This window comes from Pseudomonas leptonychotis (assembly GCF_004920405.1).
Lineage (GTDB): Bacteria > Pseudomonadota > Gammaproteobacteria > Pseudomonadales > Pseudomonadaceae > Aquipseudomonas > Aquipseudomonas leptonychotis.
The window spans coordinates 408,812-435,501 of sequence record NZ_RFLV01000003.1; the positions used below are offsets into that span (position 1 = coordinate 408,812).

The window sequence follows — 26,690 nt, forward strand, 5'->3', positions numbered from 1 at the left end:
GCTCGGGGGATAGATCAGCCTGACGGCGCTCACGCGGCCGGCAGGCTGAGTCACTACAGGCGGAAGCTGCCCATTTGTTTAGCCAGGTCATCGGCCAAGCCACGCAAGGTTTTGCAGTCCTCTTTGCACACCTGAACCTCACCGGCGGTGGCATGCGCCAGGTCGGCAATGCCCTGCACGTTACGGTTGATCTCTTCGGTGACCGATGACTGCTCCTCGGTGGCGGTGGCCACCTGAGTATTCATGTCACTGATGCGTTCAATCTGCTCGGTAATCGCGCTGAGCGAATGCCCCGTGCGCTGGCTGGCTTCCACGCCGGTACCGGTGGCGCGTTGGCCTGCATGCATGGAACTCACCGCTGTATCCGCGCCTTGCTTGAGGCGTTGAATCATCTGCTGGATTTCATCGGTCGAGCTTTGCGTGCGACTGGCCAAGGTGCGCACTTCGTCCGCCACCACGGCAAAGCCTCGACCCATTTCACCGGCACGCGCCGCCTCAATGGCCGCGTTTAAGGCCAGCAAATTGGTCTGCTCGGAAATCCCGCGAATCACCGCCAACACCTGATCAATCGATGCCACCTGTTCGGCCAGCTCACTCACCGCAGCCGCGGCATTACCAATGTCGGTAGACATGCTTTCGATATGACCGATAGATTGGCGCACCTCGTTACGTGCGCCCTGCGCCTCGTCCCGTGCGGTTTGCGAGGACTGCGCGGCATTGCTGGCGTTGCGCGCAATTTCCTGCACGGTGAGGCCCATCTCATGCACGGCGGTAGCCACCATGTCAGTCATTTCCTGCTGCTGGCCGGAACGCCCGGCGGTGTTGTCGACCACCTGTGCAACCTGGGCCACCGAGGCACGCAAGCGCTCGCTGGTCGCCAATACATCGCTGATCAAGCTACGTTGGCCGCCAATAAAGCGATTAAAACCACGCGCCAGATCACCCAACTCATCTTCACGCGACTCATCCAGGCGTCGAGTCAGATCACCGCCACCGCCGCCGATTTCCACCAAGGCCACTGTCACCTGACGAATCGGCCGCACCAAACCACGCGCCAGCACCACCACCAGCCCGAGGAAAAACAGTGCAACGCCCACGCCAATGGCGCTGGTCATCAGCAATGCCTGACGCGCTTCGGCATAGATTTCCGCCTCCGGCACTTCGCTGACCAGCAGCCAGTCAAGACTGCTGAGCTTCTGTGCCACGGCCAGGTACGGCTCACCGTCGCGCTCAAAGCGCACCGCCTTGCCATCACTGCCGAGTAATTGCTCGGCAGCGGCCTTGCCAAACACCTCACCCAGACGACCACTGCCGCTTAGCTCAGCTTGCGGGTGCACCTTAATGTCACCCTGGGCGTCGATCAGAAAAACCTGACCACGCTCGCCAAAACGAAAATCACGAATCATCTCCGACATGGCCTTGAGGCTGAACCCCAACCCGGCGACACCGAGGGTTTTACCGCCTTGCTTGATTCGCTGATTGATAAACAGGGTCGGCAGGCGCGTGCCTTTGTCGATATCGATCTCCAGTACCTGATCACGGCTGCCATCGACCAGCCGGTAGAACCACTGGTTCTCGGGTTGATCGCGGCTGATTACCCGGGCCAGGCCCTTGCCCGTGAAATAGTTGCCGCTGTCCAGTACGGCAATCGAGGTGGTCATGGCGTTCTGCTGCTCGCGCACCCCTTCCAAATAACGGGCAACTAAGTCGCGCTGCTCCTCAGGTTCACCGTTGGCCAGCCAGTCCTGGACGAACACATTGCTGGCAATCCCGGCATTGGCCGTAACGGGCGCAGTGAGAACACGCTCAAGGTCATTACGGATCGCCAGGGCCCGCGCTGGCAAAGCTTCCTCGACCAGAAAGCGCTCACTCAGGCGATTGACCACTGCCGAATAGACGCCCACCACAATCAAAATACTGGCGAGCAATGCTGCGCCCATGCTGAGAATCAGCTGCCACTGAATGCTGCGCTTCCACAAGCCCATGGGAGATACCTTTTGTTTATTATTTGATGTGAGTGATTGAATACAATTTTGTATACAAACTCAATTGCCCGCCGACGTATAACGCTATCGGCTGCTGCACCTGCTGACTTTAATCAGCGCCTTGGGGTTTTCAGTTCATCTGACGCCACAGCCGCAGGTAGGCCTCTTCATGACTGAAATCCAGCTCGATGCTGAGGTCATCCGAGCCCTGGAGCAGCTGCGGGGTAATCAACAGTGGAGGTGTTACAAACAGGCTGGGCGGCTGGCCGGCAAAAGCCCGGTTCAGCTCATCCACCAGTTGCCAACCCTGCATCCCCAGTGGCTCAGCGACCGTGGCAACCTGCTGCGACAACCCTGAGTGGATGCGCCCCAAAGCCTTGGCCGAGCCATCGCCGGCGGAAATATTGCGAATATCCTTACGCCCCAGCGCATTGAGCGGCACATTGATGTGATCGAAATACACATCATTGATCGCCAGGGTATGGCTCCACGCTGCACCAAAGCGCCGCTGCAATGAACGCACACGCTCATCCATGCCCTGCCCGGCGCTGGCAATCGGCAAGTCTTCGACGCTCAGCACCTTACATTGCGCGCATGCCTCCAGACGCTGCACCATGCGCTGGGTCTTGGCAGTAGCAATGGCGAACTGACTGTCGGTAAAAATCACCACGCCGATCTGGCCGTCACGCATGGCGTATTCAGCCGCCAGATCCGCCACCTGCAACGGGTCGCTGGTGATATTGCTAAACAGTTTGTCCGTCGGCCCAGGCCGATCCCCGGCGTGCCAGCCCAGCAGCACGATGCCACGGGCCTTAAAAGCCTTATGCAAATCGCCCAGATAGTCCGGCTCGAACCCACCCAACACCACGCCATCGGGCTTACGCTCCAGCACCAGCGCCGCCGCGCGCCTGATCTCATCCGGATCGCCACGGCCATCTACGGCATGCACCTGCCAGCCCAGCAGCTTGGCGGCACGCTCAAAGCTGCGGTACACGCCCACCACCCCACCGTTACGAAAATCCGCCGCGATAAAACTCACCTGTATGTCACGACGCACAGGAGGGGCCTGCTTCGGACCTGCCCATTCACTCGCGGTAACTAGCGCGCTGCACAGCAGCCCACACAAGCAGAAAACAGTTGCATAGCCATATCTCGACATCGCTTATCCCTGCGCTGTTGGCCGACTGTTTATCGCGCCGACCTGTTCCTTGCAGCGTAGTCAGTTATGAGGCGCAACGCTCTTGCGCCACCTGTCATTCGGCTAGGCTGAACCGCAGCGTGGCGGTCTGCCCGCTCTCATCCAGCACACTCAGCTGATACTGACCACTGCGTGTAAAGGCGTGGTTAAACACGGCATCGGCACTGGTTTCGGCAATTGGCTGGCCCTCGACAAACCACCACCGCCGGCCACTGCCGCCGAGCGCAGACAGACGCAACCGCAGCGGCTCGACGCTGCCCGCCGGCCGCCGTAAACGGTCGCCCTCGCGCACCCCCACTATCGACAGCGGTGCAGCAACCGCCACCTGAGGCGGTGGGCACTGCGGGTCAGCGGCTGGCAAACGCGCACTGCGCCGTTCGCGACGCGGCAACCAGGGTTCCAGCGGTGCAGGCCAGAGCGCCAACATCTGTGCGGTGGCGCCTGGGCAACGGGAGTCGACCCGTAGCCCTGCCGAATTGACCCAAAAATGCTCCTGCAGCCCGAGCCCCAGCGGCTGATCCTGCGCCAACAAGGTCGGCGGCGTGGTGCCGTCCAAAGTCCAGGCAAAGCGCTGGCGCCGACAGTTGGGGTCACTGCTATCCAGTGGCTGCCCAAGCGGCCAACAAATAGCGGCAACGCCGACCGACGCAGGCTGTGGGTCAACCGGCAAAGCTATACCGCGCTGGCTATCGCGATTAACCAACAAATCGTGCACCTGCAACAGCAAAGGTGCGGCCGAAGCCAAGCCGAACTGTCCCGGCACCGGGGTGCCATCGGGGCGGCCGATCCAGATGCCAATCAGGTAGCGCGGCGCTACGCCAATCGCCCAGGCATCGCGAAAGCCATAACTGGTGCCGGTTTTCCAGGCCAGGCTGGGCCGCTGCACCAACTGCGCGCGCGGGTCGCGGTCTGGGCGCGCCTGACCGCTGAGAATATGCCTTACGATCCACGCCGCACCTGGCGACAGCAGGCGCCGCTCATACAGCGCATCCTGTGGCTGAAAGCGCAAACGGGCAGCCTTGCCGCCACGGGCAAAAGCGCTGTAACCGCTGACCAGTTCTTCCAGGCGGCTGCCGGCGCCACCGAGAATCAGTGCCAAGTTAGGTTCGGCCAGCGGCGGCAGCAATAACGGCACCCCGGCACTGCGCAACTCACCGGCAAAACGTTTCGGGCCGAAGGCTTCCAGTAGCTGCACGGCGGGCAGGTTGAGCGAGGTGGCTAAGGCCTCGCTGGCCGACACGGCGCCGCTGAAACCGGCGGCAAAGTTGCCCGGCCGGTAATCGCCATAGCGGCGTGGCACATCCTGCAGCAGTGATTCGGCGTGAATCAGCCCTTCATCCAGCGCCATCCCGTAGAGGAAGGGTTTCAGCGTTGAGCCCGGCGAGCGTACGGCACTGATCATGTCGACATGGCCGAAGCGTTTGGCGTCGCCGATATCCACCGAGCCCAGGTAGGCGCGTACCGCCATGCTTGGCTGCTCGACCACCAGAATCGCCGCCGAGGTGCGCTCCGGCAGTCGCGCGCGCCAGCCCAGCAACAGGTCTTCCAGACGACGCTGCAACGCAGCATCCAGGGTGGTGCGAATCAGCGGTGGGCTGCCGCGCGTATTCAGCCTGCGCGCCAACAGCGGTGCCAGCCGTGGTTCCTGACGTGGAGCCAGCAACACCGGCTCCTCCAGCGCATCATTAATCGCTGCCTGCGGCCACACGCCAAAACTGTCCAGCCGCTTGAGTACTTTGTCGCGCGCGGCCTGAGCCCGTTCGGGATGTCGATCCGGGCGCAAGCGGCTGGGCGCCTGCGGCAGCACCGCGAGCAAGGCGGCCTCGGCGCGGGTCAGCTGGCGCGGCGACTTGCCCAGATAAGCCCAACTGGCCGCTGCCACGCCTTGCAAGGTGCCACCGAAGGGCGCGCGGTTGAGGTAGAGGGTGAGGATTTCGTCCTTGGACAGGTGCCATTCCAGCTGCAGCGTGCGCCACAGCTGCTTGAGCTTGCCGGGATAACTGCGCGCATGTGGATCGAGCAAACGCGCCACCTGCATCGACAGCGTACTGCCGCCTGAGAGCACCCGCCCACCGCTGAGGTTCTGCCAGGCCGCGCGCGCCAACGCCAACGGATTAACGCCCGGGTGCTGGTAAAACCAGCGATCTTCGTAGGTCAGCAGCGCGTCCAGGTAATAGGGCGAAACCTCATTGGGGCTGACCGGATAACGCCACACACCCTCCTGATCAGCAAAGCGCCACAACGGCGCGCCATCCTCAGCCAGCACCACGCGCGCCAGGTCATCCGCCGGCAAAGGCAGTGGAAACAGGCGGTCAGCTAGCGCCAGCACGGCCAGTAAACACAGCGCAGCCAACAGCCACGGCCGGCGCAGTAGATGCCACAGCCTGAGCGTCCAGGTCGATAAACCGGGCCGCAACCCTTGCTTGATGCCGCTCATGTGTTGCTGTGTTCCTTGTCTTGAGGTGCAGCCCACGGCCATGCACAACTGGCGTGTCGCTCAAACGATAGCGCTGCCATTCTGCCAAATGGCTGGCACACTGACGCGCAGCAACCATCACATACACGCGTTTGGAACAGAAATCATGGCGGTAGAAGGTTTTTTTGAATCCCTTGGCGAAGCGGTCGGCTCAGTCATCCGCTTTATTGTCGAGGGCATGAGCGGCTTTTTCGGCATGCTCGGCGGGGCGGTCAGCAGCTTTATCGCGGGCATGTCCAAGGCCTTGGGGGTGACGCCCTCCTTGCTCAGCATCGTGGTTCTAGTGACCGGTCTCTGGTTGCTGTACCTGGCGGTACGCGCTTTTATGCGACGCTCGATCATTGCTGGGATGATCTGGCTGGTACTCGGACTATGGTTGCTGAGCGGCCTGATCAGCTAAGTCACCCTGGCTAAACAACAAGGCCCGCCAATTTGGCGGGCCTTGTACGTTCGAAGAACCTGTTTCGGGTCTCGCGAGCTAGAGCGAGACAAGGCAAAAATGGCCGAGGAAGCGGAGTTTACGAGTTGTAAATGAGCATTCCGAGGCCATTTTTAACGCAGTATCGCCGACGCGCAGCAGATCCGAGACAGGTTCTAGCGCTCTTTGACCACCAAACGCCCCGGACTTTCGCCCAGTGCCTGCCAGTTCGGCCGGTACATCGACTCCACTTGCGGTGGTGGCACGCGATAGCTACCAGGCGTCACGGCGCGGGCCAGGTACAGCAAGTGAGTGGTGTCGTAGCCATTTACATCCAGAGCCGCGACGTAACGATCACCACGAAACTCCTGATGCTTGATCGCCGCGTTCTGCATCGACTCACGCCACGCCTTCACCGCGCTGCTGGCGTCATCCAGGCTGGCCGAGCTTTGTGCCAGGTTCTGGTTTTCCAGCTCCAGGCCCGCCGGTAGCAGGTCAACCACCAGGGCATCCGGCACCCGCTGCTTGGCCGCCACGGCCAGGTGCACCAGCACCAGCTCGCCGCTCTGCAGGTTGCTCAGGTCCAGCTTGCGGCCATCCATGCCCAGGTACTCACGGTAGATGCTGAGGTTTACACCACCCGCCGCCGGGGCCTGGCTTGGGTAGCCGGACAGGGTCAACTGCTGATACAGCGGCGTATCGCCCGGTTTGTCCGTGGAATTGCTGATACTCAGCGGCGCAGCCAGATCACTGCCATCGAGCTTGAGGCCCGGCTGGGCATTGCTCAGCTCGAAGGCCAGGCTGCCGCTTTGCAGCGCCGCGCTCCAGCTCGGCTCCGGTTTGCTCAACAGATTACGGCCGGCCAGGTACAGCGAGTTGCGCTCCTGGGTCGACAGCCACTGTTGCCCGGCCACTTCATCGGCCAGGTTGAACAAGCGTTCCTCACGTCGGTTTTTCGCCAGATCATGCTCTTCCAGCAACGCCAGAATCAGCGCCTGGTCGCGCAACGGGCTGCCGTAGTCGGCCAACCAGGTGTTGCTGTCGCGACCACGGGCCAGGCCGGCAGTCAGCAGCTCATCGGCACGCGGCTGGTCACCCATTTTTTGCAGGGCCACGGCCAGGTGTACCAACGGCAAGCCGGACAGCGCATCGCTGCGCCGCTCATACAAACTACGTAACGCGCCCAACGGCGCCTGTTGGCTGCGCGCCAGCACGTAGCCGGCGTAGGCCTGCACGGCAAAGCGGCTATGGTTGGCGTTGTCGCTGTAGTTGACCTCGATCAGGTGACGCTCTTGCACATAACGCAGCAGGCGTTCGCTGGCTTTTTTCAGCGCTTCGTCCGGCACACCGAAACCCTGCTCGCGGGCACGCAGGAGGAAGTCGCTGACGTAGGTCGTCAGCCAGTACTCCTCGTCGCTGTCGGCGCCCCACAGACCGAAGCTGCCGTTGTAGCGCTGCATGCTCAGCAGACGCTCAATGCCCAGCTCGATGGCGCGTTTGCGCTGCTCATCTGGCTCGGCTTCAACGCCAAGACGCTTCAGAGTGGCCGCGTCGGCGTACAGCGATGGATACAGGCCGCTGGTGGTCTGCTCCAGGCAGCCGTACGGATAGGCTTTAAGCGCGCGAATCTGCTCGCCAAGGTTGAGCGGCGGCCGGCTGGAAATCGCCAGGCGCGCTTCCAGGCCGGCCGCTTCAAAGCGGCTCAGGGCGTTGGCCGGCAGCAGCCAAGCGTCATCTTTGAGCACCGCGCGAAAGTGCTGCAGCTGCGCCGGATAGGCCGGGCGAATACCCAGGGTCCACTCACGGCTAAACGGCGGCAGATCCTCGCCCGGCAATACCAAACCCTTGACGCTGACCTTGAAACGGCCCTGGCCGTAACCACCTAACGCGGTCACCGGGATGCGCAGAATGGTGCGCTGACCATCCGCCAGAGTAATCGGTGCCATTGCCGCGCCGGAGTTCTGCGTCAGACGCAGCTGGCCTTCGGCGCTTAGCTGTACATCCAGTTTCTGCTCATGCCCGGACAGGTTGCTCAGGTCTAGCGCCAGGGTAGTTTCATCGCCGCCGGCCAGGAAACGCGGGGCCGACAGCTCAGCGATCAGCGGGGCGGCAACCACCGTTTTGCCTTCGCCCATGCCGTAGTGCTCGTCGGTCCAGGCTTGCGCCATCAGCCGCAGCCCGCCGTTGAAGTCAGGAATATTCAGGCTGACTTCACCTTCGCCTTGCTCGTTCAACGCCAGCGGCTGGCTTTGTAGCGCGACGATCAGCACGCTGGTGTCCGGACGTTTGCCGCCACCGGCCAGCGCCGCGTCACCGCCGAAGGCCAGCTTGGCTACGCGGCCCTGACCGGCTTCGATCAGTTGCCCGTATATGTCCAACTGGTCCGCGCCATAAGCCTTGCGGCCGAAGAAGTTGGCGAAGGGATCGGGCGTGGCGTACTCGGTGATATTGAGAATCCCGACATCCACCGCCGCCAGCAGCACATGCACCTGTTTCGGGATGCTGCCATCGGCGTTGCGCGCCTGCACCTTGACGGTGAGCGGCTGGTTGGGGCGCATCTTCTCCGCAGCCGTGAGGGTTAGCGCCAGTTTGCGCGGCGCACGCGCCAGCGGCAGGTGCAGCAGGCCTACTGCGCGTTTGGGCGTGGCGTTGCTCTGACGCTCACCGGGACGGATTACCAAAGCACTGACATACAGGTCATGGCGTGCCCAATCCTTGGCAATCGGAATGTCGAAGGTCTTACCTTCAGCCGGCACCTCGATCTCTTGCCACCACAACGGCCCTTCACTGGACTCGACCATCAGGTAGCCCTTACCCGCCGCAGGCGGGGTGACGGTGACCAGGGCAGTATCGCCATCGACGTACGCCGGTTTATCCAGCGCCAGCTTGACCTGATCCGGGCGCACGGCGCCGCCGTCGGCATTGTCCTGCCAGCGGTAGCCGGCCCAGAAACGCAGGCTGCTGAGCAGGCCCGTCTGTGCATCGATGACTTCGACGCGGTACGGGCCCCACTCCACCGGGAAGCTGATTTTGGCGGTGCCGCCGGCCGCGACCTTGAGGGTTTCTTCGCTCAAGGTAAGGAATTTTTCGTTGTAGTTGTGGCTCCAGCCATCGCTTTCGGAGAAGTTCCAGAAGTAGTCACGGCGCTCACGAATCAGGCGCACGCTGAGTTGATCCGCTGCCAGTTTGTTGCCGGCGGCATCCGCCACCAACACCTCGAACTCGGCCAGGCTGTCGGCATCCACTTCCTCGCCATCGAACAGTCCGCGCACACCGGGCAAACGCTCAGCTGGCCAAACCGGCTGAATAACCCGCCGGGTAATCGCCCGGCCACCGGATTCCTGCAAGCTGGCCTGAAGAATCAGTCGCAGCGGTGATTTTGCATCGGCCCAGCGGCTTTCAATGTCCAGGCTAGCCTTGCCCTGCTCGTCCAGGCTGGTTTCATCCAGCTCGATGTCTTCGCTCAGCTCTTCTTCGGTGACCGAACCGAACTGGTAGCCCGGCAGACTGGCCACCGCCTCACGCAGCGGTCGCACATAGAGCTGACCGCTAAGGCGATTGCCGGCTGCCGGCGCGCCATACAGGTAACGCCCGGTCACATCGAAACGGGCGTTTTGTGCGGGGGTGTAGGGTTTTTCATTGCCCTTGAGTTCCAGCGCCAGACGTTCCGGCAGGAAGTCTTCCACGGAGAATTCATACAGCTGCGGCTTGCCGTCACCCAACTCAAACAACAACTGCCAGCGGCCAGTCGGCGCCTCGTCAGCCAGTTGCAGTTGGTATTGAAACAAACCGGCCTCGTCGGCCTGCCAAACGAACTTGCGGCTGACCTGCTCATCCGGGCGGCGCACTTCCACATTTACTGGCTGGGTTTTTACCGCGCGGCCATCGGCATCACGCAGCAAGCCATTGAGCAGCACGGTTTCGCCCGGGCGATAGAGATCACGCGGGCCAAACACGAAGAACTGCAAGGGGTGGGCAGCAGGCCCTGCAATGTCGAACTCAGCCAGGTCCAGCGCTGAACTGTTCAGGCGCAGCAGGCTGGTTTGCTCGCCCTGATGGGCCAGCAGCACCTCGGCCTTGGGTGGCAGCGGCAGCTGCGCGTGACCCGCATTGTCGGTCTCGCCTTCGGCCAGCACCTGGCCTTCTGCATCGAGAACTTCCAGACGTACATCGCTCAGGGCAGCACCGCCGGCCAGGGCCTGGGTGAAGACATCGAGGCGATTCTGGTAGCGCCGCGCAGACAGGCCGATATCACTCAGGGTGAACAACGTGGCCGGTTGCGAGTAGTTGTAGCTGCCAGCTTCACGCATCACCGCCAGGTACACGCCGGGCTGTTTGAATGGCTCCAGGCCGGCAACCGGCAGCAGCAGGGTTTCGCGGGTGTTGCGGGCCGGGTTTAGGTCAAAACGACCGCCATAGACCAAATCGGCCATTGGCAGCAGGTTACGGGATTCCCAGTTATCCAGATTACTTGAACGGCCCCAGCGGTTGAGGAAGGCCGGCAACGATTCGGGCTTGATGCGGAAGAACTCGACATTGACCTTGTCGACGTTCAGGGCAATCACTGGCAGGCCTTCGGCCAGGCGCGTGGGCAGCAAGGAGCCACGGCTGGCGAAGCCGACACTGGCCTGCAAGTCGCGGGTTTCCAGGCGGGTCACCTGTTCAGCCCCCAGGCTCTTGCCGTTCAGCCCGAGCAGCCCGGCATCCACCGTCAGCACGAGCTTGCGCTGCGGCTCCAGATGGCGCAGGCGCACCTCCATCAGGTTATCGGTCAGCTCCCAAGCGCCGTCGACCTTGCCGCTTTTACTGTCGACCAGGTGCAGGCGCTCGCTGAGTTTCTGCTCCGGGTCGAGCGGCACCGAAAAGCTGATCGACAGCGTGCTGGCGCCCTCCAGCTGCACTTCCGACACATCCACCACCGTCAGCTCGCGGCCGGCGTAGCGCTCGGCTAACGCCTGGCGGTCAACCGCAGGCGTGGCCACTTCAGGGCTCACCGGGGCGGCTTGGGTCGCCGTCACTTCGGCAGGCCCAGAGGTGGAAGAATCACAGGCGCTGAGCAGGCTCAGGACAAGTGCCAGAAGCAGTCCATTCTTCGGCATTGCGGGCTCCAACAGGGGTAGATGCAGAGGACAGACACTATAGTCGAGGCGCTTAGCGAGGACTAAGAAACGCTTAACGATCTGCGACACGCCGGCCCGGCTACGTTAAAGCCGGCTCTAGTTGGGCAAACGCAATATCGCTCAGCAGCGCACGCCCGGCGATCCGTGTTTAATAGCCGGCCTATAACCCGTACCCGCGCACTTCGTTGTCGCTGTATTCAGCCAAGATTGAGGGCACATGTGATAACCGCCATACGCGACGCCTGGCAGCACGCTCCTACTCATAAACGGGTGTGGGCATTGGCTGCGCCGATGATTCTGAGCAACCTCTCGGTACCGCTGGTGGCGCTGGTCGACAGCGCAGTGATCGGCCATCTGCCGCACGCCCACCAATTGGCCGCCGTGGCCGTAGGCGGCAGCCTGTACACCCTGTTGACTTGGGCCGTAGGCTTTTTGCGCATGGGCACCACCGGTTTTAGTGCTCAGGCAGCCGGCCGTGATGATGGCGGCGCACTGCGGCAGGTGCTGACACAGGGTCTTTTGCTTGGCGTGCTGCTGGCGGCGCTACTGATCAGCCTGGCCATCCCGCTGAGCAGCGCCGCTCTGGACCTGATGAACCCTTCGGCGCAACTCGACGAGCTGGCGCGCGGTTACCTGCATATCCGCTTGTTCGGCCTGCCGGCCGCGCTGGCCACCTACGCCCTGGTCGGCTGGTTACTGGGCACGCAAAACGCCCGCGGCCCGCTGGCCATTCTGCTCACCACCAACTTGCTGAATATTGCCCTCGACCTGCTGTTTGTCCTCGGCCTGCACTGGGGCGTGGCCGGCGCGGCCTGGGCCTCAGTGATTGCCGAATGGAGCGGTGCGCTGCTCGGCCTGTACCTGGCGCGTCGCGCCCTACGCGCCTACGCCGGCACACTGGACTGGGCGGCGCTGCGCCGCTGGCTGAACTGGCGGCCCTTGCTAACCGTCAACCGCGACATCTTTATCCGCACCCTGGCGCTGCAAGCGGTGTTCTTCCTGATCACGGTGCAGGGTACGCGCCTGGGCGATGCCACCGTGGCGGCCAACGCCCTGCTGCTCAATGGCCTGTTACTGGCCGCCCACGCCCTCGACGGTCTGGCCCATGCGCTGGAAGCGCTATGCGGGCATGCCTTGGGCGCCCGAGATCGCCCGGCACTGCGCCGAACACTGATCGTTGCCGGTGGTTGGTCGCTGTTCGCCAGCATCGGCTTTGCACTGTTCTTTCTGCTCGGTGGGCACTGGTTTATCAGCCTGCAGACCAACATTGAAGGGGTGCGCGAGGCGGCGTTCGCCTACCTGCCGTACCTCGCTGCGCTGCCGCTGATCGCGGTGTGGAGCTACCTGCTCGACGGCCTGTTTATAGGTGCCACACGCGCCCGTGAAATGCGTGATGCCATGCTCCTGGCGCTGCTGCTCAGCCTGCCGCTGGCCTGGGCTTTGCAGCCACTCGGCAACCACGGCTTGTGGCTGGCCTTTCTCAGCTTTATGGGGCTGCGCAGCCTGTGCTTGGGCGGCTATGCTTACCGCCTGACCCGGGCCGATCAATGGTTCGCCCCCAGCTCCTCAGGTGCCTCCCATGCTCAGCCCTGAAATACCCTGCGATGAAGAGCGGCGCCAGCAGATCCTCGATGATCAAGAGCTGCTCGACACGCCTGCCGACCCCTACCTCGACACCTTGGTGCGGGTGGTGCGCGAGGTGTTCGCGGTCAAGACCGTCTTGGTCAGCCTGATCGACCACGACCGTCAATGGTTTAAAGCTCGCATTGGCCTGGAGATCACCGAAACCCCACGCATCATCTCCTTTTGCGCCCACGCCATTCTTGGCACCCAGCCGTTTATTGTTGAAGACACGCAAAAAGACTTGCGTTTTCATGACAACCCGGTGGTGACCAACAATCCGCATATCCGTTTTTACGCCGGACAGCCGCTGTTCTCCGAGGAAGGCCAGGCGCTGGGCACCCTGTGCTTGATCGACCCGACACCGCAGCAACTGACCGAGCAACAGCAACGGCTGTTTAGCGACATGGCCATACTGGTGGAGGGCTACCTGAAACTGCGCCATGTCAGCGAGCAGACCGCACAGTTGCGAGCGGCGCTGAGCCGCGAGCAGCGCAAAACCATGCTTGACCCATTGACCCAGCTCTGGAATCGCGCCGGCCTCAATCACTTTTTACCTCGGCACCAACAAAAGGCCGATGAACTGGGCATGCACCTCGGCGTACTGTTCTGCGACTTGGATTACTTCAAGAAGGTCAATGACAGCCACGGCCATGCCTTCGGCGATCAAGTGCTGTGGGAGGCCGCACGACGCATCAGCGCCGCCGTGCGTCCGCAGGATGTGGTCACGCGCAGCGGTGGCGAGGAGTTCGTGGTGCTACTGCAAGTGCATGACCCGCAAGAGTTGCTCCAGATCGCCGAGCGTATTCGCAGCGCCATGAGCAATAGCTCCTTGAGCATCGACAACCAGCCACTCAGCCTTACCATCAGCATTGGCGCCGCCTTGCGTGCCAGCCAGGAAGCGCCCAGCGACACCCTGAACCGCGCCGACCAAGCGCTTTATCAGGCCAAAGGTAACGGCCGTAACCGGGTCGAATTCGCCCACTAATCCACCGATGAAGGAACGTAACGATGGGCCAAGCGATTGCCGCCTACCTGCATTACCTGTCAATTTTTCTGCTGTTTGCCCTGCTCAGCATTGAGCATGTGCAATTCAAACTGCCGCTGGACCTGCGCCGCGCGCGCAGCCTGATCATCACCGATATCGCCTACGGCATCTGCGCCGGCGTGGTGTTGCTTAGCGGCCTGGCGCGGGTGCTCTTGTACGGCAAGGGCCTGGACTACTACCTGGGCAACAGCCTGTTTCATGCCAAGGTCGGCCTGTTTATTCTGGTCGGGCTGATTTCCGTGGGGCCAACCTTTGTCTTCCTCAACTGGCGCAACAGCCTCAAAGCCGGCGAAGTGCCGCAGGTCAGCGCCCGCCAGGCGCGGCTGGTGATCACAGTTATTCGCGTGGAACTGTTACTGCTGCTGGCCATCCCATTATTAGCGGTGCTGATGGCGCGCGGCTACGGCAGCTAGCCACCAGCGAACCGCTTGATTTGCCCGCGCGGCATGGCTCTGCTAGTGTCGCGCCGGTTCTAACTTTCCCGATCTGCCCCGAGAACCCCGCCATGGCCGCCCGCAAAAAAGCCGCGCTCGACTTCGAGCAATCCCTGACCGATCTGCAGAGCCTGGTCGAACGTCTGGAAAACGGCGAGCTGTCGCTGGAAGACTCGCTGACCGCCTTCGAGCAAGGCGTGCGCCTGACACGCGACTGTCAGACTGCCCTGGCTCAGGCCGAACAGAAAGTGCAGATCCTCATGGAGCGCGACGGCGAGCTGGAGGAAGCCCCCTTCGACGCGGATCAACAGGCATGATTGCGGGCTACCAGATCCAGTGCCAGGACCGCGTCGACAGCGCCCTCAACCGCCTGTTCAGCCCCACCCAACCAGAGCTGGAGCGGCTCTACCAAGCCATGCGCTACAGCCTGTTCAATGGTGGCAAACGGGTGCGTCCGCTGCTGGTTTACGCCGCCTGTGAAGCCCTCGGGGGCGAGCCGGAGCGCGCCAATGCAGCGGCCTGCGCGGTGGAACTGATTCACGCCTATTCCCTGGTCCACGATGACCTGCCCGCCATGGACGATGACGACCTGCGCCGTGGCCAGCCGACCACCCATATCGCCTTCGACGAAGCCTGCGCGATTCTCGCCGGCGACGGCCTGCAAAGCCTGGCCTTCGAGGTGCTTGCCGACGCCGCACACAACCCGCATGGCGCCGAACTGCGGTTGGCCATGGTCAGTACCCTGGCCCGTGCCGCTGGCCCGGCCGGTATGGTCGGCGGCCAGGCCATCGACCTCGGTTCAGTCGGGCAGCAGCTCGACCAGGGCGCGCTGGAAATCATGCACCGGCACAAAACCGGCGCCTTGATCGAAGCCAGCGTGCAGCTTGGCGCCCTGGCCAGCGGTCAGGCCGACGAACATGCGTTAAAAGCGCTGCACACTTATGCCCGTGCCATCGGCCTGGCCTTTCAGGTGCAGGACGATATTCTCGACGTGGAAAGTGACACGGCCACCCTTGGCAAAACCCAAGGTAAAGACCAGGCCCACGACAAACCCACCTACCCCGCCCTGCTCGGCCTCGACGCGGCCAAGACCTATGCCCTGGAGTTGCGCGACCAGGCTTTGCATGCCTTGCGCCCCTTCGACCAAGCCGCTGAGCCGCTGCGTGAATTGGCTCGCTACATCGTCGAACGGCGCAGCTAAGCCGCCTCAGACACTCATGTGGGAGGCGCTGTAGCGGCGAGCTGCACTGCTCTTGTCTCGACTGCGACTGCATGGATGCAGGAACCAGAGCTGCAAGCCCCTCCCACTGCTTGTGCATCAGCCAGATGGCCGCAATCACCCATCCCCTTATCACTCGTATCAATAGCCCAACCCTCAGCTGCTAAGGCTTGGTTTACCTCGCTTACAGAGCGCCTAAGATGGCTCGCAGAATAAAAATCTGGAGTCACCATGCCTTTTGCCGCCCTGCTGATCGCCAACCGTGGCGAAATCGCCATCCGTATCGCCCGCGCCGCCAGTGAGTTGGGCATCCGCTCGGTCGCCGTGTACGCCGAGGACGACGCCGCCTCCCTGCATGTGCGCCAGGCCGACAGCGCCACCGCGCTCAAGGGGCGTGGCGTGCCGGCCTATCTGGATATGGATCAGCTGATCGCCATCGCTCAGGCCGAGGGCTGCGATGCCGTGCACCCGGGTTACGGCTTTCTCGCCGAGAACGCCGAGTTCGCCCGTCGTTGCCAGGCAGCCGGGCTGTGCTTCATCGGCCCGAGCGCCGAGGTGCTCGAACTGTTTGGTGACAAAGCCGCTGCGCGCGAATTGGCCGAACGTTGCGCGGTGCCGCTGGTGGCGGGAATCAATCAGGCAATTAACCTGGAACAAGCGCATACCTTTCTCGCTGAGCATGGTGCAGTGATGCTCAAGGCCCTGGCCGGCGGCGGTGGGCGCGGCATGCGCCCGGTGTTCAATGCTGGCGAGCTGGAAGAAGCCTTTACCCGCTGCCAGTCCGAAGCCCGCGCCGCCTTCGGCAATGACGCGCTGTATATCGAGCAGCTAGTCAGCCAGGCTCGGCATATCGAAATCCAGGTGCTGGGCGATGCCGCGGGCGCTGTCAGCCACCTGTGGGAGCGTGACTGCAGCTTGCAACGCCGCCAGCAGAAGCTGGTGGAAATCGCGCCCAGCCCGGACCTGCCCGCAACGACCCGCGAGCGCATGATCGAGGCCGCATTAAAATTGGCCAGCGCCGCCCGCTACCAGGGCCTGGGCACCTTCGAATTTCTGCTGAATGCCGAACACCCCGAGCACTTCTATTTTATGGAGGCCAACCCGCGCATTCAGGTTGAACACACCGTCACCGAACAGGTGACGGGCGTTGATCTGCTGCACACCCAGCTCAAGCTCGCCGCCGGCCACTCACTCGCCGATCTCGGCCTGCTGCAACCGCCTGCGCTGAATGGCTGCGCCGTGCAACTGCGCATCAACCTGGAAAGCATGAACGCCGACGGCAGCACCCGCCCGGCTGCCGGCACTCTCAGCGCCTACCAACCGCCCAGCGGCCCGGGCTTGCGCGTGGATGGTTATGGCTACCCCGGCTACCCGGTCAGCCCAAGCTACGACTCGCTGCTGGCCAAGTTGATCGCCCATGCGCCGGATTACCCAAGCGCCTTGCGCCGCGTCTACCGCGCCCTCTGTGAGTTCCGCCTGGAAGGCGTCGCCAGCAACCTGCACTTGCTGCAAAACCTGCTGCGCCTGCCGCAAGTGGCGAGCTATGAGCTGACCACGCGCTTTGTCGAAAGCCACTTGAGCGAACTTCTGGCCGCTCAACCGCAGGCCCATCCGCACCATTTCTTTGCCGCTGCGCAGATGCTGCAACAAACCACCGAGCCGGTAGTAGACGCGCCCGCTGGCTGCCTGCCGCTGATCACGACCAGTACAGGGGTAGTGGTCAGCCTGGATGTAGCCGAAGGTGATGCCATTGCCGTCGGCCAGAACATCGCCGTGCTGGAAGCGATGAAGATGGAGTTTGTGCTCAAGGCCAGCCACAGCGGCATTGTCCGCAAGCTCGCGACGCAAGTCGGCAGCGCGCTGAATGAAGGCCAGGCGTTGCTGTTTATCGAGCCCGCCGAGGTCGCAGCGGATCACAGCCAGAACGAACAGAGCCTGGACTTGGCGCACATTCGCGCGGACCTGGCCGAAGTGCTTGAACGCCACGCCATCACCCGCGACGAACGCCGCCCGCAGGCCGTGGCGAAACGCCGTAAAACCGGCCAGCGCACAGTGCGCGAGAACCTCGCCGACTTACTCGATGATGGCAGCTTCAATGAATACGGTGCGCTCGCCCTGGCCGCGCAACGCCGGCGCCGCTCGCTGGATGAGCTGATTGAACAAAGCCCGGCCGATGGCCTGGTCGCCGGCACCGGCACGGTGAATGCCGCACTCTTCGGTGATCACGCCGCACGCTGCATGACCATCGCCTACGACTACACCGTATTCGCCGGCACCCAAGGCGTGATGAACCACAAGAAAACCGACCGCATGCTCGGCCTCGCGGCGCAGTGGCGCTTGCCGCTGGTGTTGTTCGCCGAAGGCGGTGGCGGCCGCCCTGGCGACACCGATTTCGTCGGCGTGGCCGGGCTGGACTGCCACACCTTTGTCGGCATGGCCAAGCTCTCCGGTTTGGTGCCGCTGGTGGGCGTGGTGTCCGGCCGTTGCTTTGCCGGCAACGCCGCCCTGCTCGGCTGCTGTGATGTGATTATTGCCACCGAGAACGCCAGCATCGGCATGGCGGGCCCGGCCATGATCGAAGGCGGTGGCCTCGGCAGCTTCAAGCCAGAGCAAGTCGGCCCGGTTAGCGTGCAAGGACCCAACGGCGTGATCGACCTGTTGGTGGCTGACGAAGCCGAGGCCGTGCGGGTGGCCAAGCAATACCTGAGTTACTTCCAGGGCAGCCTGAGCGACTGGCACTGCACGGACCAACGCCAGCTGCGTCACCTCATCCCGGAAAACCGCCTGCGCGTGTATGACATTCGCCAGGTCATCGCCACCCTGGCCGATCGCGACTCGGTGCTGGAACTGCGCCGCCAGTTCGCCCCGGGGCTGATCACCGCGTTTATCCGCATCGAGGGCAAGCCGTTTGGTCTACTGGCGAATAACCCTGCGCATCTGGGCGGCGCCATCGACGCGGCCGCAGGCGACAAGGCTGCGCGCTTTATGCAGCTGTGCGATGCCTTCGACATCCCACTGCTGTCACTGTGCGACACCCCAGGCTTTATGGTCGGCCCGGACGCCGAAAAGCAGGCTACGGTGCGCCATGTGTCGCGCATGTTTATCGCCGCGGCCAGCCTTACAGTGCCCTTCTTCACCGTGGTGCTGCGCAAAGGCTACGGCCTCGGCGCCCAGGCCATGGCCGCCGGCAGCTTCCATTCGCCGCTGTTCACCATTGCCTGGCCCAGCGCCGAATTTGGCGCGATGGGCCTGGAAGGTGCGGTGCGCCTGGGCTTTGCCAAAGAATTAGCGGCTCTCGAAGACCCGACTGAGCGCCAGCACCTGTTCGACAAATTGGTGGCCAAGGCCTACCAGAACGGCAAAGGCATCAATATGGCCAGTTTCCTCGAGATTGATGCGGTGATCGACCCCGTGGAAACCCGCGCCTGGCTGCTGCGCGGCCTCAACGCTGCGCCCCGCCCAGCGCCACGTGAGGGCAAAAAACGCGCAATCGACACCTGGTAAATCGTCGCAGCGGGGTACCGCCGGTTAGCGCCCTGGCCGAACCATGTTTGGGCAGTTTCCAGCGCTTCGGGTAAACTGCCGCATCTTTTACACCTATAACGATCTGCCTGATGCCGACGACCTTCCACGAGATTCCCCGTGAACGCCCGCTGACGCCCCTTCTAGACCGCGCCAATACGCCGGACGAGCTTCGTCGCTTGGCCGAAGCCGAGCTAGAAACCTTGGCCGACGAGCTGCGCCAGTACCTGCTGTATACGGTCGGGCAGACCGGTGGCCATTTCGGTGCGGGCTTGGGCGTCATCGAGCTGACCGTGGCTCTGCATTACGTCTTCGACACCCCCGATGACCGTCTGGTGTGGGATGTAGGCCATCAAGCCTACCCGCACAAGATCCTTACCGGCCGCCGCGAACAGATGAGCAGCCTGCGCCAGAAGGACGGCGTTGCAGCCTTTCCGCGCCGCAGCGAAAGTGAGTACGACACCTTTGGCGTTGGCCACTCCAGCACCAGCATCAGTGCCGCACTGGGCATGGCCATCGCCGCGCGCATGCAAGGCAGCAAGCGCAAATCGGTCGCGGTAATCGGTGACGGCGCGCTGACCGCCGGCATGGCCTTCGAGGCGCTGAATCACGCCTCTGATGTCAAAGCCAACATGCTGGTGGTGCTGAACGACAACGACATGTCGATCTCCAAGAACGTCGGCGGCCTGTCCACCTACCTGGCCAAAATTCTCTCCAGCCGCACCTACGCCAACATGCGCGAAGGCAGCAAAAAAGTGCTGTCGAAGCTGCCCGGTGCCTGGGAAATAGCCCGTAAAACCGAAGAACACGCCAAAGGCATGCTGGTCTCCGGCACCTTGTTCGAGGAGCTGGGCTGGAACTACATCGGCCCCATCGACGGCCACGACCTGCCGACCCTGCTGGCCACCCTGCGCAACATGCGCGAACTCGACGGCCCGCAATTCCTGCATGTGGTGACCAAAAAGGGCAAGGGCTTCGCCCCGGCCGAGGCCGACCCGATTGGCTACCACGCCATCACCAAGCTGGAACCGATCAAACCGGGGGCCAACAGCGCACCGAAGAAACCTAGCGGCCCCAAGTACTCCAGCGTCTTCGGCCAATGGCTGTGCGACATGGCCGCCGAGGACCCGCGCCTGGTCGGTATCACTCCAGCGATGAAGGAAGGTTCGGACCTGGTGGCGTTCAGCGAACGTTACCCCGAGCGCTATTTCGACGTCGCCATCGCCGAACAGCACGCGGTAACGCTGGCCGCTGGCATGGCCTGCGACGGCGTGAAGCCGGTGGTGGCGATTTATTCGACCTTCCTACAACGCGCTTACGACCAGTTGATCCACGACGTCGCCGTGCAGCACCTTGATGTGCTGTTCGCCATCGATCGCGCCGGCCTGGTTGGCGAAGACGGACCGACCCACGCCGGCAGCTTCGACATTGCCTACCTGCGCTGCATCCCCGGCATGCTGGTGATGACGCCGAGCGATGAGAACGAGCTGCGCCGCATGCTAACCACCGGCCATCTGTTCGACGGCCCGGCAGCAGTGCGCTACCCGCGCGGCAGCGGCCCGAATGCCGCCATCGAGTCAGGCCTCGCACCACTGGAAATCGGCAAGGGCATCATTCGTCGCCAAGGCAGCAAAACGGCACTTCTAGTGTTCGGCGTGCAGTTGAATGAGGCGCTGAAAGTCGCCGAGGCTCTCGACGCCAGCGTGGTGGATATGCGCTTCGTCAAACCACTGGACGAAGCCCTGGTGCGTCAGCTCGCGGCCAGTCACGAGCTGCTGGTCACGGTTGAAGAGAACAGCGTAATGGGAGGTGCCGGCAGTGCCGTCAGCGAATTCCTCGCCCATGCTGGCATCCTCAAACCGGTGCTGCACCTGGGCCTGCCTGATTACTACGTTGAGCACGCCAAGCCTGCACAGATGCTGGCCGAATGTGGGCTGGATGCTGCCGGGATAGAGGCAGCTGTACGCGAGCGCCTCAGCACGCTGCCTGCATGAGCACCGCTCATCCAAACCTGATTCTTGCTTGCTTGTAATTCATCCAACCGCGCATTAAGGTGCGCGGCGTTTTACTTCCGCCAAGGTGCGCCCTTCTTAGTGAAGCGGCGTTAAACGGGAAGCCGGTGCGCTCTTAACAGCCAACCCGGCGCTGCCCCCGCAACGGTAATCGACCGCAGAGCCATTCTGCACGCAGCCTAATAAACCACTGGCGCAATCCGGGAAGGTGAAGCTGCACATGTCGAGAGCCCGGAGACCGGCCTTGCTGGATGTGACTGGTGTTGCGGAGGGCATCACCGTCAAGCTCAGGCTGCGTTTGCGCGCGCCCGTTCTTGCCCCTGCCCTCCTCAAAAGTGTTGTGTCTTTTGAGGAATATCACATGAAGTTGTCCCGTATTGCTTTGGCTGTGGCGCTGACGCCGCTGGCTGCCCACGCTGACCAAACCAGCATCCGCGAGGTGCAGCCGTTGGTTGTGACCTCTGGACGGCATGCCGAACCGATTGAGCAGGTGACAGCGGCTACCACGGTATTTACCCGCAAAGACATTGAGCGCCTGCAAGTTCGTAGCGTGGCCGAGCTGCTTGAGCGAGTACCGGGCGTCAGTGTCAGCCGTACCGGCGGCGCAGGCAGCCAGACGGGCCTGTTCGTGCGGGGTACTTCGACCGCGCAAACCCTGATCCTGGTGGATGGCCAGCGTATTGCCGCCGCGTCCAGCGGCACCAGCAGCCTGGAGTTTCTCAGCCCCGAGCAGATCGAGCGCGTTGAAGTTGTGCGCGGCGCGCGCTCAGCGCTCTATGGCTCGGATGCCATCGGCGGGGTCGTGCAAATCTTCACCCGCCAAGGCAGCGGCGACGGGCTCAAGCCCTACGTGCGCCTGGGCGCCGGCAGCAACCAAACCTTCGAACGCAGCCTTGGTGTATCCGGCGGCGACGCGTACACCCGCTTTAACCTGGGCGCGGTACTCGATGAAACCCAAGGGATCGACGCCACACGCGACAACTTCGGCGCCAATAGCGATGACGACGCCTACCGCAATAAGTCGCTGACGCTGAACCTTTCGCACCGCTTCAATGACGACTTGAAAGTGGGTTTCAGCGCGCTCGATCAGCGCGGCCAGGCCGAGTTTGAAGACCTTTTCAGCACCTCGCTGCCGACCACAGATTTTCGGCTCAGCAGCCTCTCCAGCTATATCGACGCCAACCTCAACGACACGTGGAATAGCCGCCTGGAAATTGGCCACAGCGAGGACAAACGCGACACCGGCAACGATCAACCGCAAGCCAGTAGCGATGCGTTTTACAGTTTCAACACCTACCGCGACTCAGCCAACTGGGTAAACACCCTGACCCTCAACGACCGCCACGAAGTACTGCTGGGTGCCGATTGGTATGAGGACCGCGTGAGTGGCAGCGAAAACTTCAATGAGGTGTCGCGCTGGAACCAGGCCGCATTTGTTCAGCACCGCTACAAGGCCGACGCGTTCTCGACCGAGCTGGGCCTGCGGCATGACAAAAACCAGCAGTTCGGCAGTAAGAACAGCTGGAACGCCGCGCTGACGGTGCCCTTCAACGACGACAACGATTTGATCCTGTCCTACAGCGAAGGCTTCCGCGCCCCTACCTTCAACGACCTGTACTACCCCGATTTCTGTTTCGGCGGCTTTTGCTCCGCGAGCGCCAACCCTGACCTGAAACCGGAAACATCCAAAAGCTACGAAGCCCAATGGCGCAGCCGTTACAGCGAAACCGGCGCGCTGGAACTTTCGCTCTACCGCATCGACCTGCAAGACGCGATTGTGCTCGACCAGAACTTCATTCCGCAGAACGTGCAGACCGCCCGCATCAATGGCGTCGAGGCGGCGCTCAAACAGGAGCTGTATGGCTGGCAGGCCAACCTGGCACTTGCTTTGATCGACCCGCGCGATCGTGACACTGGCCACACCCTCACACGCCGCGCCAAACGTACGCTGAGCCTGGATATCGATCGGCCATTCGGTGAATTTGCAGTGGGTGCCAGCTGGCGCGCCGTAAGTGGCCGCTATGACGATGCTGAGAACACCCGCGAATTGGCCGGCTATGGCCTGCTGAGCCTGCGCGGCAAGTGGCACGCCAGTCAGGAAGTGGCCTTCGACCTGAAACTCAACAACCTCTTCGACCAGGACTATGCCGAAGCGACTTACAGCACAAGCAACGGCCGCTTCGGCTACAACAGCGAAGGCCGCACCGCGCTGTTTGCCGTGACCTGGACACCTCAACTCTGAGGTATTGCCTGCAGCGTGAACTGAAGCCTCGCACACTGCGGGGCTTTTTATTGGGCGTTGGCGAGCACCTGACACAGGCGCTCGGTGGCCGCCAGCATCTGAAAGCTGGGGCGCTCCAGGCCCGCATCAGGCACCAACCACAGCTGCTCACGCGCAACCGCCGTCACGCCTGGCCAGATGCGCCAGGCGTCCAACTGCCCTTGCTCACCGGCCAGAATCACCTCGGGGTTCGCTTGCAGCACCGCCTCCACACTCACCTGCGGCGCGGGCAAGGTGAGCTCGGCAAAGACATTTTCAGCCCCACAAATACGCAGGGCGTCACTGATAATCTGCTGACCGCCGATGGTGTACAGCGGCACATTCCAGACCTGATAAAACAGCCGTAGAGGCTGATCGCGATGGTAACGCTGGCTCAGCCGGGCAAGCCCGGCGCTGAACGCGCGCTGCAGTTTCTGCCCCTGCTCGATACGGCCAATACGCGCACCTATTTCGGCAAACTGCTGCTCCAGGTCGGCCAGCTTGCGCGGCTCGGCGATCAACAAGGGAATACCTAGGCGCCGTAACTGCTGCTGCTGCGCCTTGCTGATGCTGTCCGGCCAGAGCAACACCAGGTCGGGTTGCAGCGCCAGCAGGCTTTCCATTTCCAGTTGACCATAACGCCCAACGGAGGGCAGCTGCGCAACTGCCGCAGGGCGCTCACCACCATCCAGCACGCCGACCAATAGATCGTCAGCTTCGAGTTCCAACATGATTTCAGTGAGCGAGGGTGCCAGGCTGACCACGCGTTCCGCCGCCACCCCGGGCCAGGCCAGCAGCAACAAGCAGAAAGTGAGCGCGCGCATCAGCCGAGTTGGTGAGGAATACGATAAAGGTACATCAGCACGAGACTGGAAATTGCGAGGAGGATCAGTGGAATCGCCTCCAACCCGGCGAATAGTGCGATAGCTGCAATCCAGGCAGGCAGGGCCGCACCGAGAAATGCCAGGCGTCGCACCCGCGCCAGCTCAAGCCAAGCATCGTGTTCGGCCGGCGTATCCAGGGCTTTTTCTGTGGCCACCAGCGCACGCTTATAGGTGCTGAACAGCGGCAAGCTGACAAACATCGAGGCCAGCCCTGCGATAAAAAGCGGCATGGTCAGCAACCCCGGTTGCTGACCCGCGCCAAACAGCAGGTTGAGCACAAACAATGGCAGCAGAGCCGCAGCCAGTTGCCGCCACCACTCCAGCGCCAGCCGCCGGCGCACCTCACTGCGTTTCACAGACTTTCCTCAACCTCGCCCTGATGCAAGCTGCCGAGCATATGCCCAAGCTTGCCGGCTTTGGTCGCCAGGTATTTTTGGTTGTGCGGGTTGTGGTCGATTTGCAGCGGCACGCGGGTCGCCACATTGATGCCCATGTCACCCAGTGCTTTGACCTTGCGCGGGTTGTTGGTCATCAGTTTGAGCTGCGAAACACCCAGGTGATCGAGCATCGGCAAGCAGATCGCATAATCGCGCTGATCAGCGCCGAAGCCTAAACGCTCATTGGCCTCGACGGTATCGGCACCGCCGTCCTGCAACTCATAGGCGCGAATTTTGTTCAGCAGACCGATGCCGCGGCCCTCCTGGCGTAGGTAGAGCAATACGCCCCGGCCTTCGCTGGCAATCGCACGCAGCGCCGCTTCGAGCTGAAAGCCGCAGTCACAGCGCAGGCTGAACAGTGCGTCGCCAGTCAGGCATTCGGAGTGCAAACGGCCCAGCACGGGCGCGCCATCCGCCACTTCACCAAAGGTCAGGGCAACGTGCTCCTTGCCTGTGGCTTCTTCAAGGAAGCCATGCATGGTGAACACGCCAAAGGGCGTAGGCAGCTGGGAGGCGGCGACAAAAACGACGGACACCGGATGCTCCTAAAGAGGAAATGGGCAGGAAGAAACAGGCCGGTATTGTAACAGCAGGCCCTGACTGTCGCTTAGCCTGAATTACTGATGATAAAGATCAAGCCAGCGCAAAGTGTCGCCGCGCTAGTGCTTGGACTCCAGCACCAGCACATCCTGTTCGACCTTCCAGCCCACTCGGCTCAAAAAGCTCATGCCAAGCAAGGCCTCGGTAGGCGAGCTGCCTTCCAGCACCACGGCGTCCACGCCCAGCACTTCCAGCTCGCCCAGCTTGACTCGGTCCAGCTTCACCCGCCAACCGCGCGCAGTGCCGCTGGCGGTGCTGACCTGCAACGGTGATCCGACCACCCGGTAATCGATACCCAGGCGGCGCGCATGCTCGTCATTCAAGGCCACCGAGGTGGCGCCGGTGTCCACCAGAAACTGGATGGACTGGCTATTGATAGAGCCTGCCACCCAGTAGTGCCCGCCAATACCTTTGGCCACGCTAAGCTGCTTCTTCTGCGCCTCGGCAAAGCCATCGCTGTACTCACGACTCAGGCTGTAGCTGCGCTCAACACCGTCGACGCGCAAGACCGCGCCACGGCTATCGGCACTGACCACCGTCACCCCGCCTGGGCCAGCCTGGCCGACCTTGACCAGCTTGCGCTGACCATCAACATTTAATACAGCAGCTCCCGGAAACAGGCCCACGACCCGCACCTGGGTAGCCGCCATCAGCCAACTGCTGAGTAGCAGCGACACGCTCAACAACATTACTTTCAAGGCGTACATGGCGCGTCTCACACAAGTTAGTCGAACGGATAAGGTTGCTGCCAGCGCTGGAAAATTGGCCGCAGGCTGCCGTCAGCCACCAGGGTATCCATGCGTTTATCGAACAGCTCAGCCAGGGCGCGGCCACGCGCGGTATCGGCAAAGCCCAGGTAGATCGGTAATAGGGTCAGCGGGGTAATACGGTAGCGAGCAGACTGACTCGTCTTACTCAGTACATCCTCGACCTCTGTCAGCGCGTCGAGGTAAAAATCCGCATGCCCTATGTCCAACATGCCGAGGATACCGTCACGGCGCAACACTTCGCGGTACTGGCGCAAATTTGGCAAATAACGCTGATATTCATAGCCGCGCATCCAGGCCAGGCGAAACTCGCCGAGGGTCTCCAGGCTCGGCGCAGGCTTATCCAGCAAACCCAGTGCGGCAATCTGATCAGTGTCGTAATTCCAGCGTGGGTAGAACACACCCTGCTCGACTTCATTGATGTAAGAACCCGCCCAGGCATCGGCAGCGCCGCGCTGTACCAGGCCAATGGAGCGCATATAGGGCACGCTTTGGATAGCCAACTGCAAGCCAGCAGGCTCATACACCGCGCGGAAAATATCCCAGGCCAAGCCGGTGCCATCTGCATGGGTGCTACCTTCCCAGGTTTCGCTGGCAATACGGATCTGCGGCGGATCTGCGGCGCAGACCAGCGCACTGGTAATGCTGAATACCAACCCCAGCCACCACCGACCCATTAATGCCCTCTCC

Annotated in this window: 18 protein-coding genes, 1 pseudogene and 1 riboswitch; of the genes and pseudogenes, 9 read left to right on the forward strand and 10 right to left on the reverse strand. The window is 62.3% G+C overall.

Annotation, left to right across the window (positions count from 1 at the left end):
• Positions 1 to 53: 53 nt before the first annotated feature.
• The 4 genes and pseudogenes from D8779_RS21160 to pbpC form a co-directional block, all read right to left on the reverse strand.
• Positions 54 to 791: a methyl-accepting chemotaxis protein gene (locus D8779_RS21160; protein ID WP_420875612.1), complete on the reverse strand. Its 738-nt coding sequence runs from the start codon at positions 789 to 791 to the stop codon at positions 54 to 56.
• A gap of 132 nt (positions 792 to 923) precedes the next feature.
• A pseudogene (locus D8779_RS21165) lies at positions 924 to 1,985 on the reverse strand (cache domain-containing protein); the annotation flags it as partial.
• A gap of 130 nt (positions 1,986 to 2,115) precedes the next feature.
• On the reverse strand, positions 2,116 to 3,042 hold the full coding sequence (locus tag D8779_RS16235; RefSeq protein ID WP_240789752.1) for a substrate-binding domain-containing protein: 927 nt from the start codon (positions 3,040 to 3,042) through the stop codon (positions 2,116 to 2,118).
• A 196-nt stretch (positions 3,043 to 3,238) separates the two neighbouring features.
• Entirely contained in the window at positions 3,239 to 5,620 is a 2,382-nt protein-coding gene (gene pbpC / locus D8779_RS16240) for a peptidoglycan glycosyltransferase PbpC (RefSeq protein ID WP_136665531.1), read from the reverse strand.
• A 145-nt stretch (positions 5,621 to 5,765) separates the two neighbouring features.
• Between pbpC and D8779_RS16245 the strand changes: the two genes are divergently transcribed.
• On the forward strand, positions 5,766 to 6,059 hold the full coding sequence (locus tag D8779_RS16245; protein WP_136665532.1) for a hypothetical protein: 294 nt from the start codon (positions 5,766 to 5,768) through the stop codon (positions 6,057 to 6,059).
• Positions 6,060 to 6,253: 194 nt separating this feature from the next.
• Here D8779_RS16245 and D8779_RS16250 read toward each other — a convergent pair whose 3' ends face one another.
• On the reverse strand, positions 6,254 to 11,176 hold the full coding sequence (locus tag D8779_RS16250; protein WP_136665533.1) for an alpha-2-macroglobulin family protein: 4,923 nt from the start codon (positions 11,174 to 11,176) through the stop codon (positions 6,254 to 6,256).
• Between the two features lie 243 nt (positions 11,177 to 11,419).
• Between D8779_RS16250 and D8779_RS16255 the strand changes: the two genes are divergently transcribed.
• The 8 genes from D8779_RS16255 (at position 11,420) to D8779_RS16290 (ending at position 23,294) form a co-directional block, all read left to right on the forward strand.
• A complete protein-coding gene (locus D8779_RS16255; RefSeq protein ID WP_205895835.1) occupies positions 11,420 to 12,790 on the forward strand; it encodes an MATE family efflux transporter in 1,371 nt (456 codons plus the stop codon).
• Positions 12,777 to 13,805, forward strand: a complete 1,029-nt coding sequence (locus tag D8779_RS16260) for a GGDEF domain-containing protein (RefSeq protein ID WP_136665534.1) — start codon at positions 12,777 to 12,779, stop codon at positions 13,803 to 13,805. The genes D8779_RS16255 and D8779_RS16260 overlap by 14 nt, the downstream gene beginning before the upstream one ends.
• 23 nt (positions 13,806 to 13,828) lie before the next feature.
• Positions 13,829 to 14,278, forward strand: coding sequence for a DUF2214 family protein (locus D8779_RS16265; RefSeq protein WP_136665535.1), 450 nt, complete (start codon positions 13,829 to 13,831; stop codon positions 14,276 to 14,278).
• A 92-nt stretch (positions 14,279 to 14,370) separates the two neighbouring features.
• Complete coding sequence (locus D8779_RS16270) at positions 14,371 to 14,616, forward strand: exodeoxyribonuclease VII small subunit (protein ID WP_136665536.1); 246 nt, start codon at positions 14,371 to 14,373, stop codon at positions 14,614 to 14,616.
• Positions 14,613 to 15,500 (forward strand): (2E,6E)-farnesyl diphosphate synthase, encoded by an 888-nt coding sequence (gene ispA / locus D8779_RS16275; RefSeq protein ID WP_136665537.1) that lies wholly within the window; start codon positions 14,613 to 14,615, stop codon positions 15,498 to 15,500. Before D8779_RS16270 ends, ispA begins: the two co-directional genes overlap by 4 nt.
• A gap of 249 nt (positions 15,501 to 15,749) precedes the next feature.
• Positions 15,750 to 19,022 carry a carboxyl transferase domain-containing protein gene (locus tag D8779_RS16280; protein ID WP_136665538.1) on the forward strand — a complete coding sequence of 1,091 codons (3,273 nt, stop codon included), beginning with the start codon at positions 15,750 to 15,752 and terminating at the stop codon, positions 19,020 to 19,022.
• A gap of 110 nt (positions 19,023 to 19,132) precedes the next feature.
• Positions 19,133 to 21,034, forward strand: coding sequence for a 1-deoxy-D-xylulose-5-phosphate synthase (gene dxs / locus D8779_RS16285; protein WP_136665539.1), 1,902 nt, complete (start codon positions 19,133 to 19,135; stop codon positions 21,032 to 21,034).
• 66 nt (positions 21,035 to 21,100) lie between these two features.
• A riboswitch (cobalamin riboswitch) is annotated at positions 21,101 to 21,313 on the forward strand.
• Between the two features lie 100 nt (positions 21,314 to 21,413).
• Positions 21,414 to 23,294, forward strand: coding sequence for a TonB-dependent receptor domain-containing protein (locus tag D8779_RS16290; RefSeq protein ID WP_136665540.1), 1,881 nt, complete (start codon positions 21,414 to 21,416; stop codon positions 23,292 to 23,294).
• 47 nt (positions 23,295 to 23,341) lie between these two features.
• On the opposite strand, the gene D8779_RS16295 is transcribed toward D8779_RS16290, so the two are convergent.
• The 5 genes from D8779_RS16295 to D8779_RS16315 form a co-directional block, all read right to left on the reverse strand.
• Positions 23,342 to 24,136, reverse strand: a complete 795-nt coding sequence (locus D8779_RS16295; RefSeq protein ID WP_136665541.1) for a cobalamin-binding protein — start codon at positions 24,134 to 24,136, stop codon at positions 23,342 to 23,344.
• The gene (locus D8779_RS16300) at positions 24,136 to 24,552 is read right to left on the reverse strand and encodes an MFS transporter (protein WP_136665542.1); all 417 of its coding nucleotides are present in this window, start codon (positions 24,550 to 24,552) and stop codon (positions 24,136 to 24,138) included. The genes D8779_RS16295 and D8779_RS16300 overlap by 1 nt, the downstream gene beginning before the upstream one ends.
• Positions 24,549 to 25,169 (reverse strand): GTP cyclohydrolase II, encoded by a 621-nt coding sequence (gene ribA, locus D8779_RS16305; RefSeq protein WP_136665543.1) that lies wholly within the window; start codon positions 25,167 to 25,169, stop codon positions 24,549 to 24,551. The genes D8779_RS16300 and ribA overlap by 4 nt, the downstream gene beginning before the upstream one ends.
• Before the next feature lie 123 nt (positions 25,170 to 25,292).
• Entirely contained in the window at positions 25,293 to 25,940 is a 648-nt protein-coding gene (locus D8779_RS16310; RefSeq protein ID WP_136665544.1) for a retropepsin-like aspartic protease family protein, read from the reverse strand.
• Positions 25,941 to 25,957: 17 nt separating this feature from the next.
• Positions 25,958 to 26,677: a substrate-binding periplasmic protein gene (locus D8779_RS16315; RefSeq protein ID WP_136665545.1), complete on the reverse strand. Its 720-nt coding sequence runs from the start codon at positions 26,675 to 26,677 to the stop codon at positions 25,958 to 25,960.
• Positions 26,678 to 26,690: the final 13 nt, after the last annotated feature.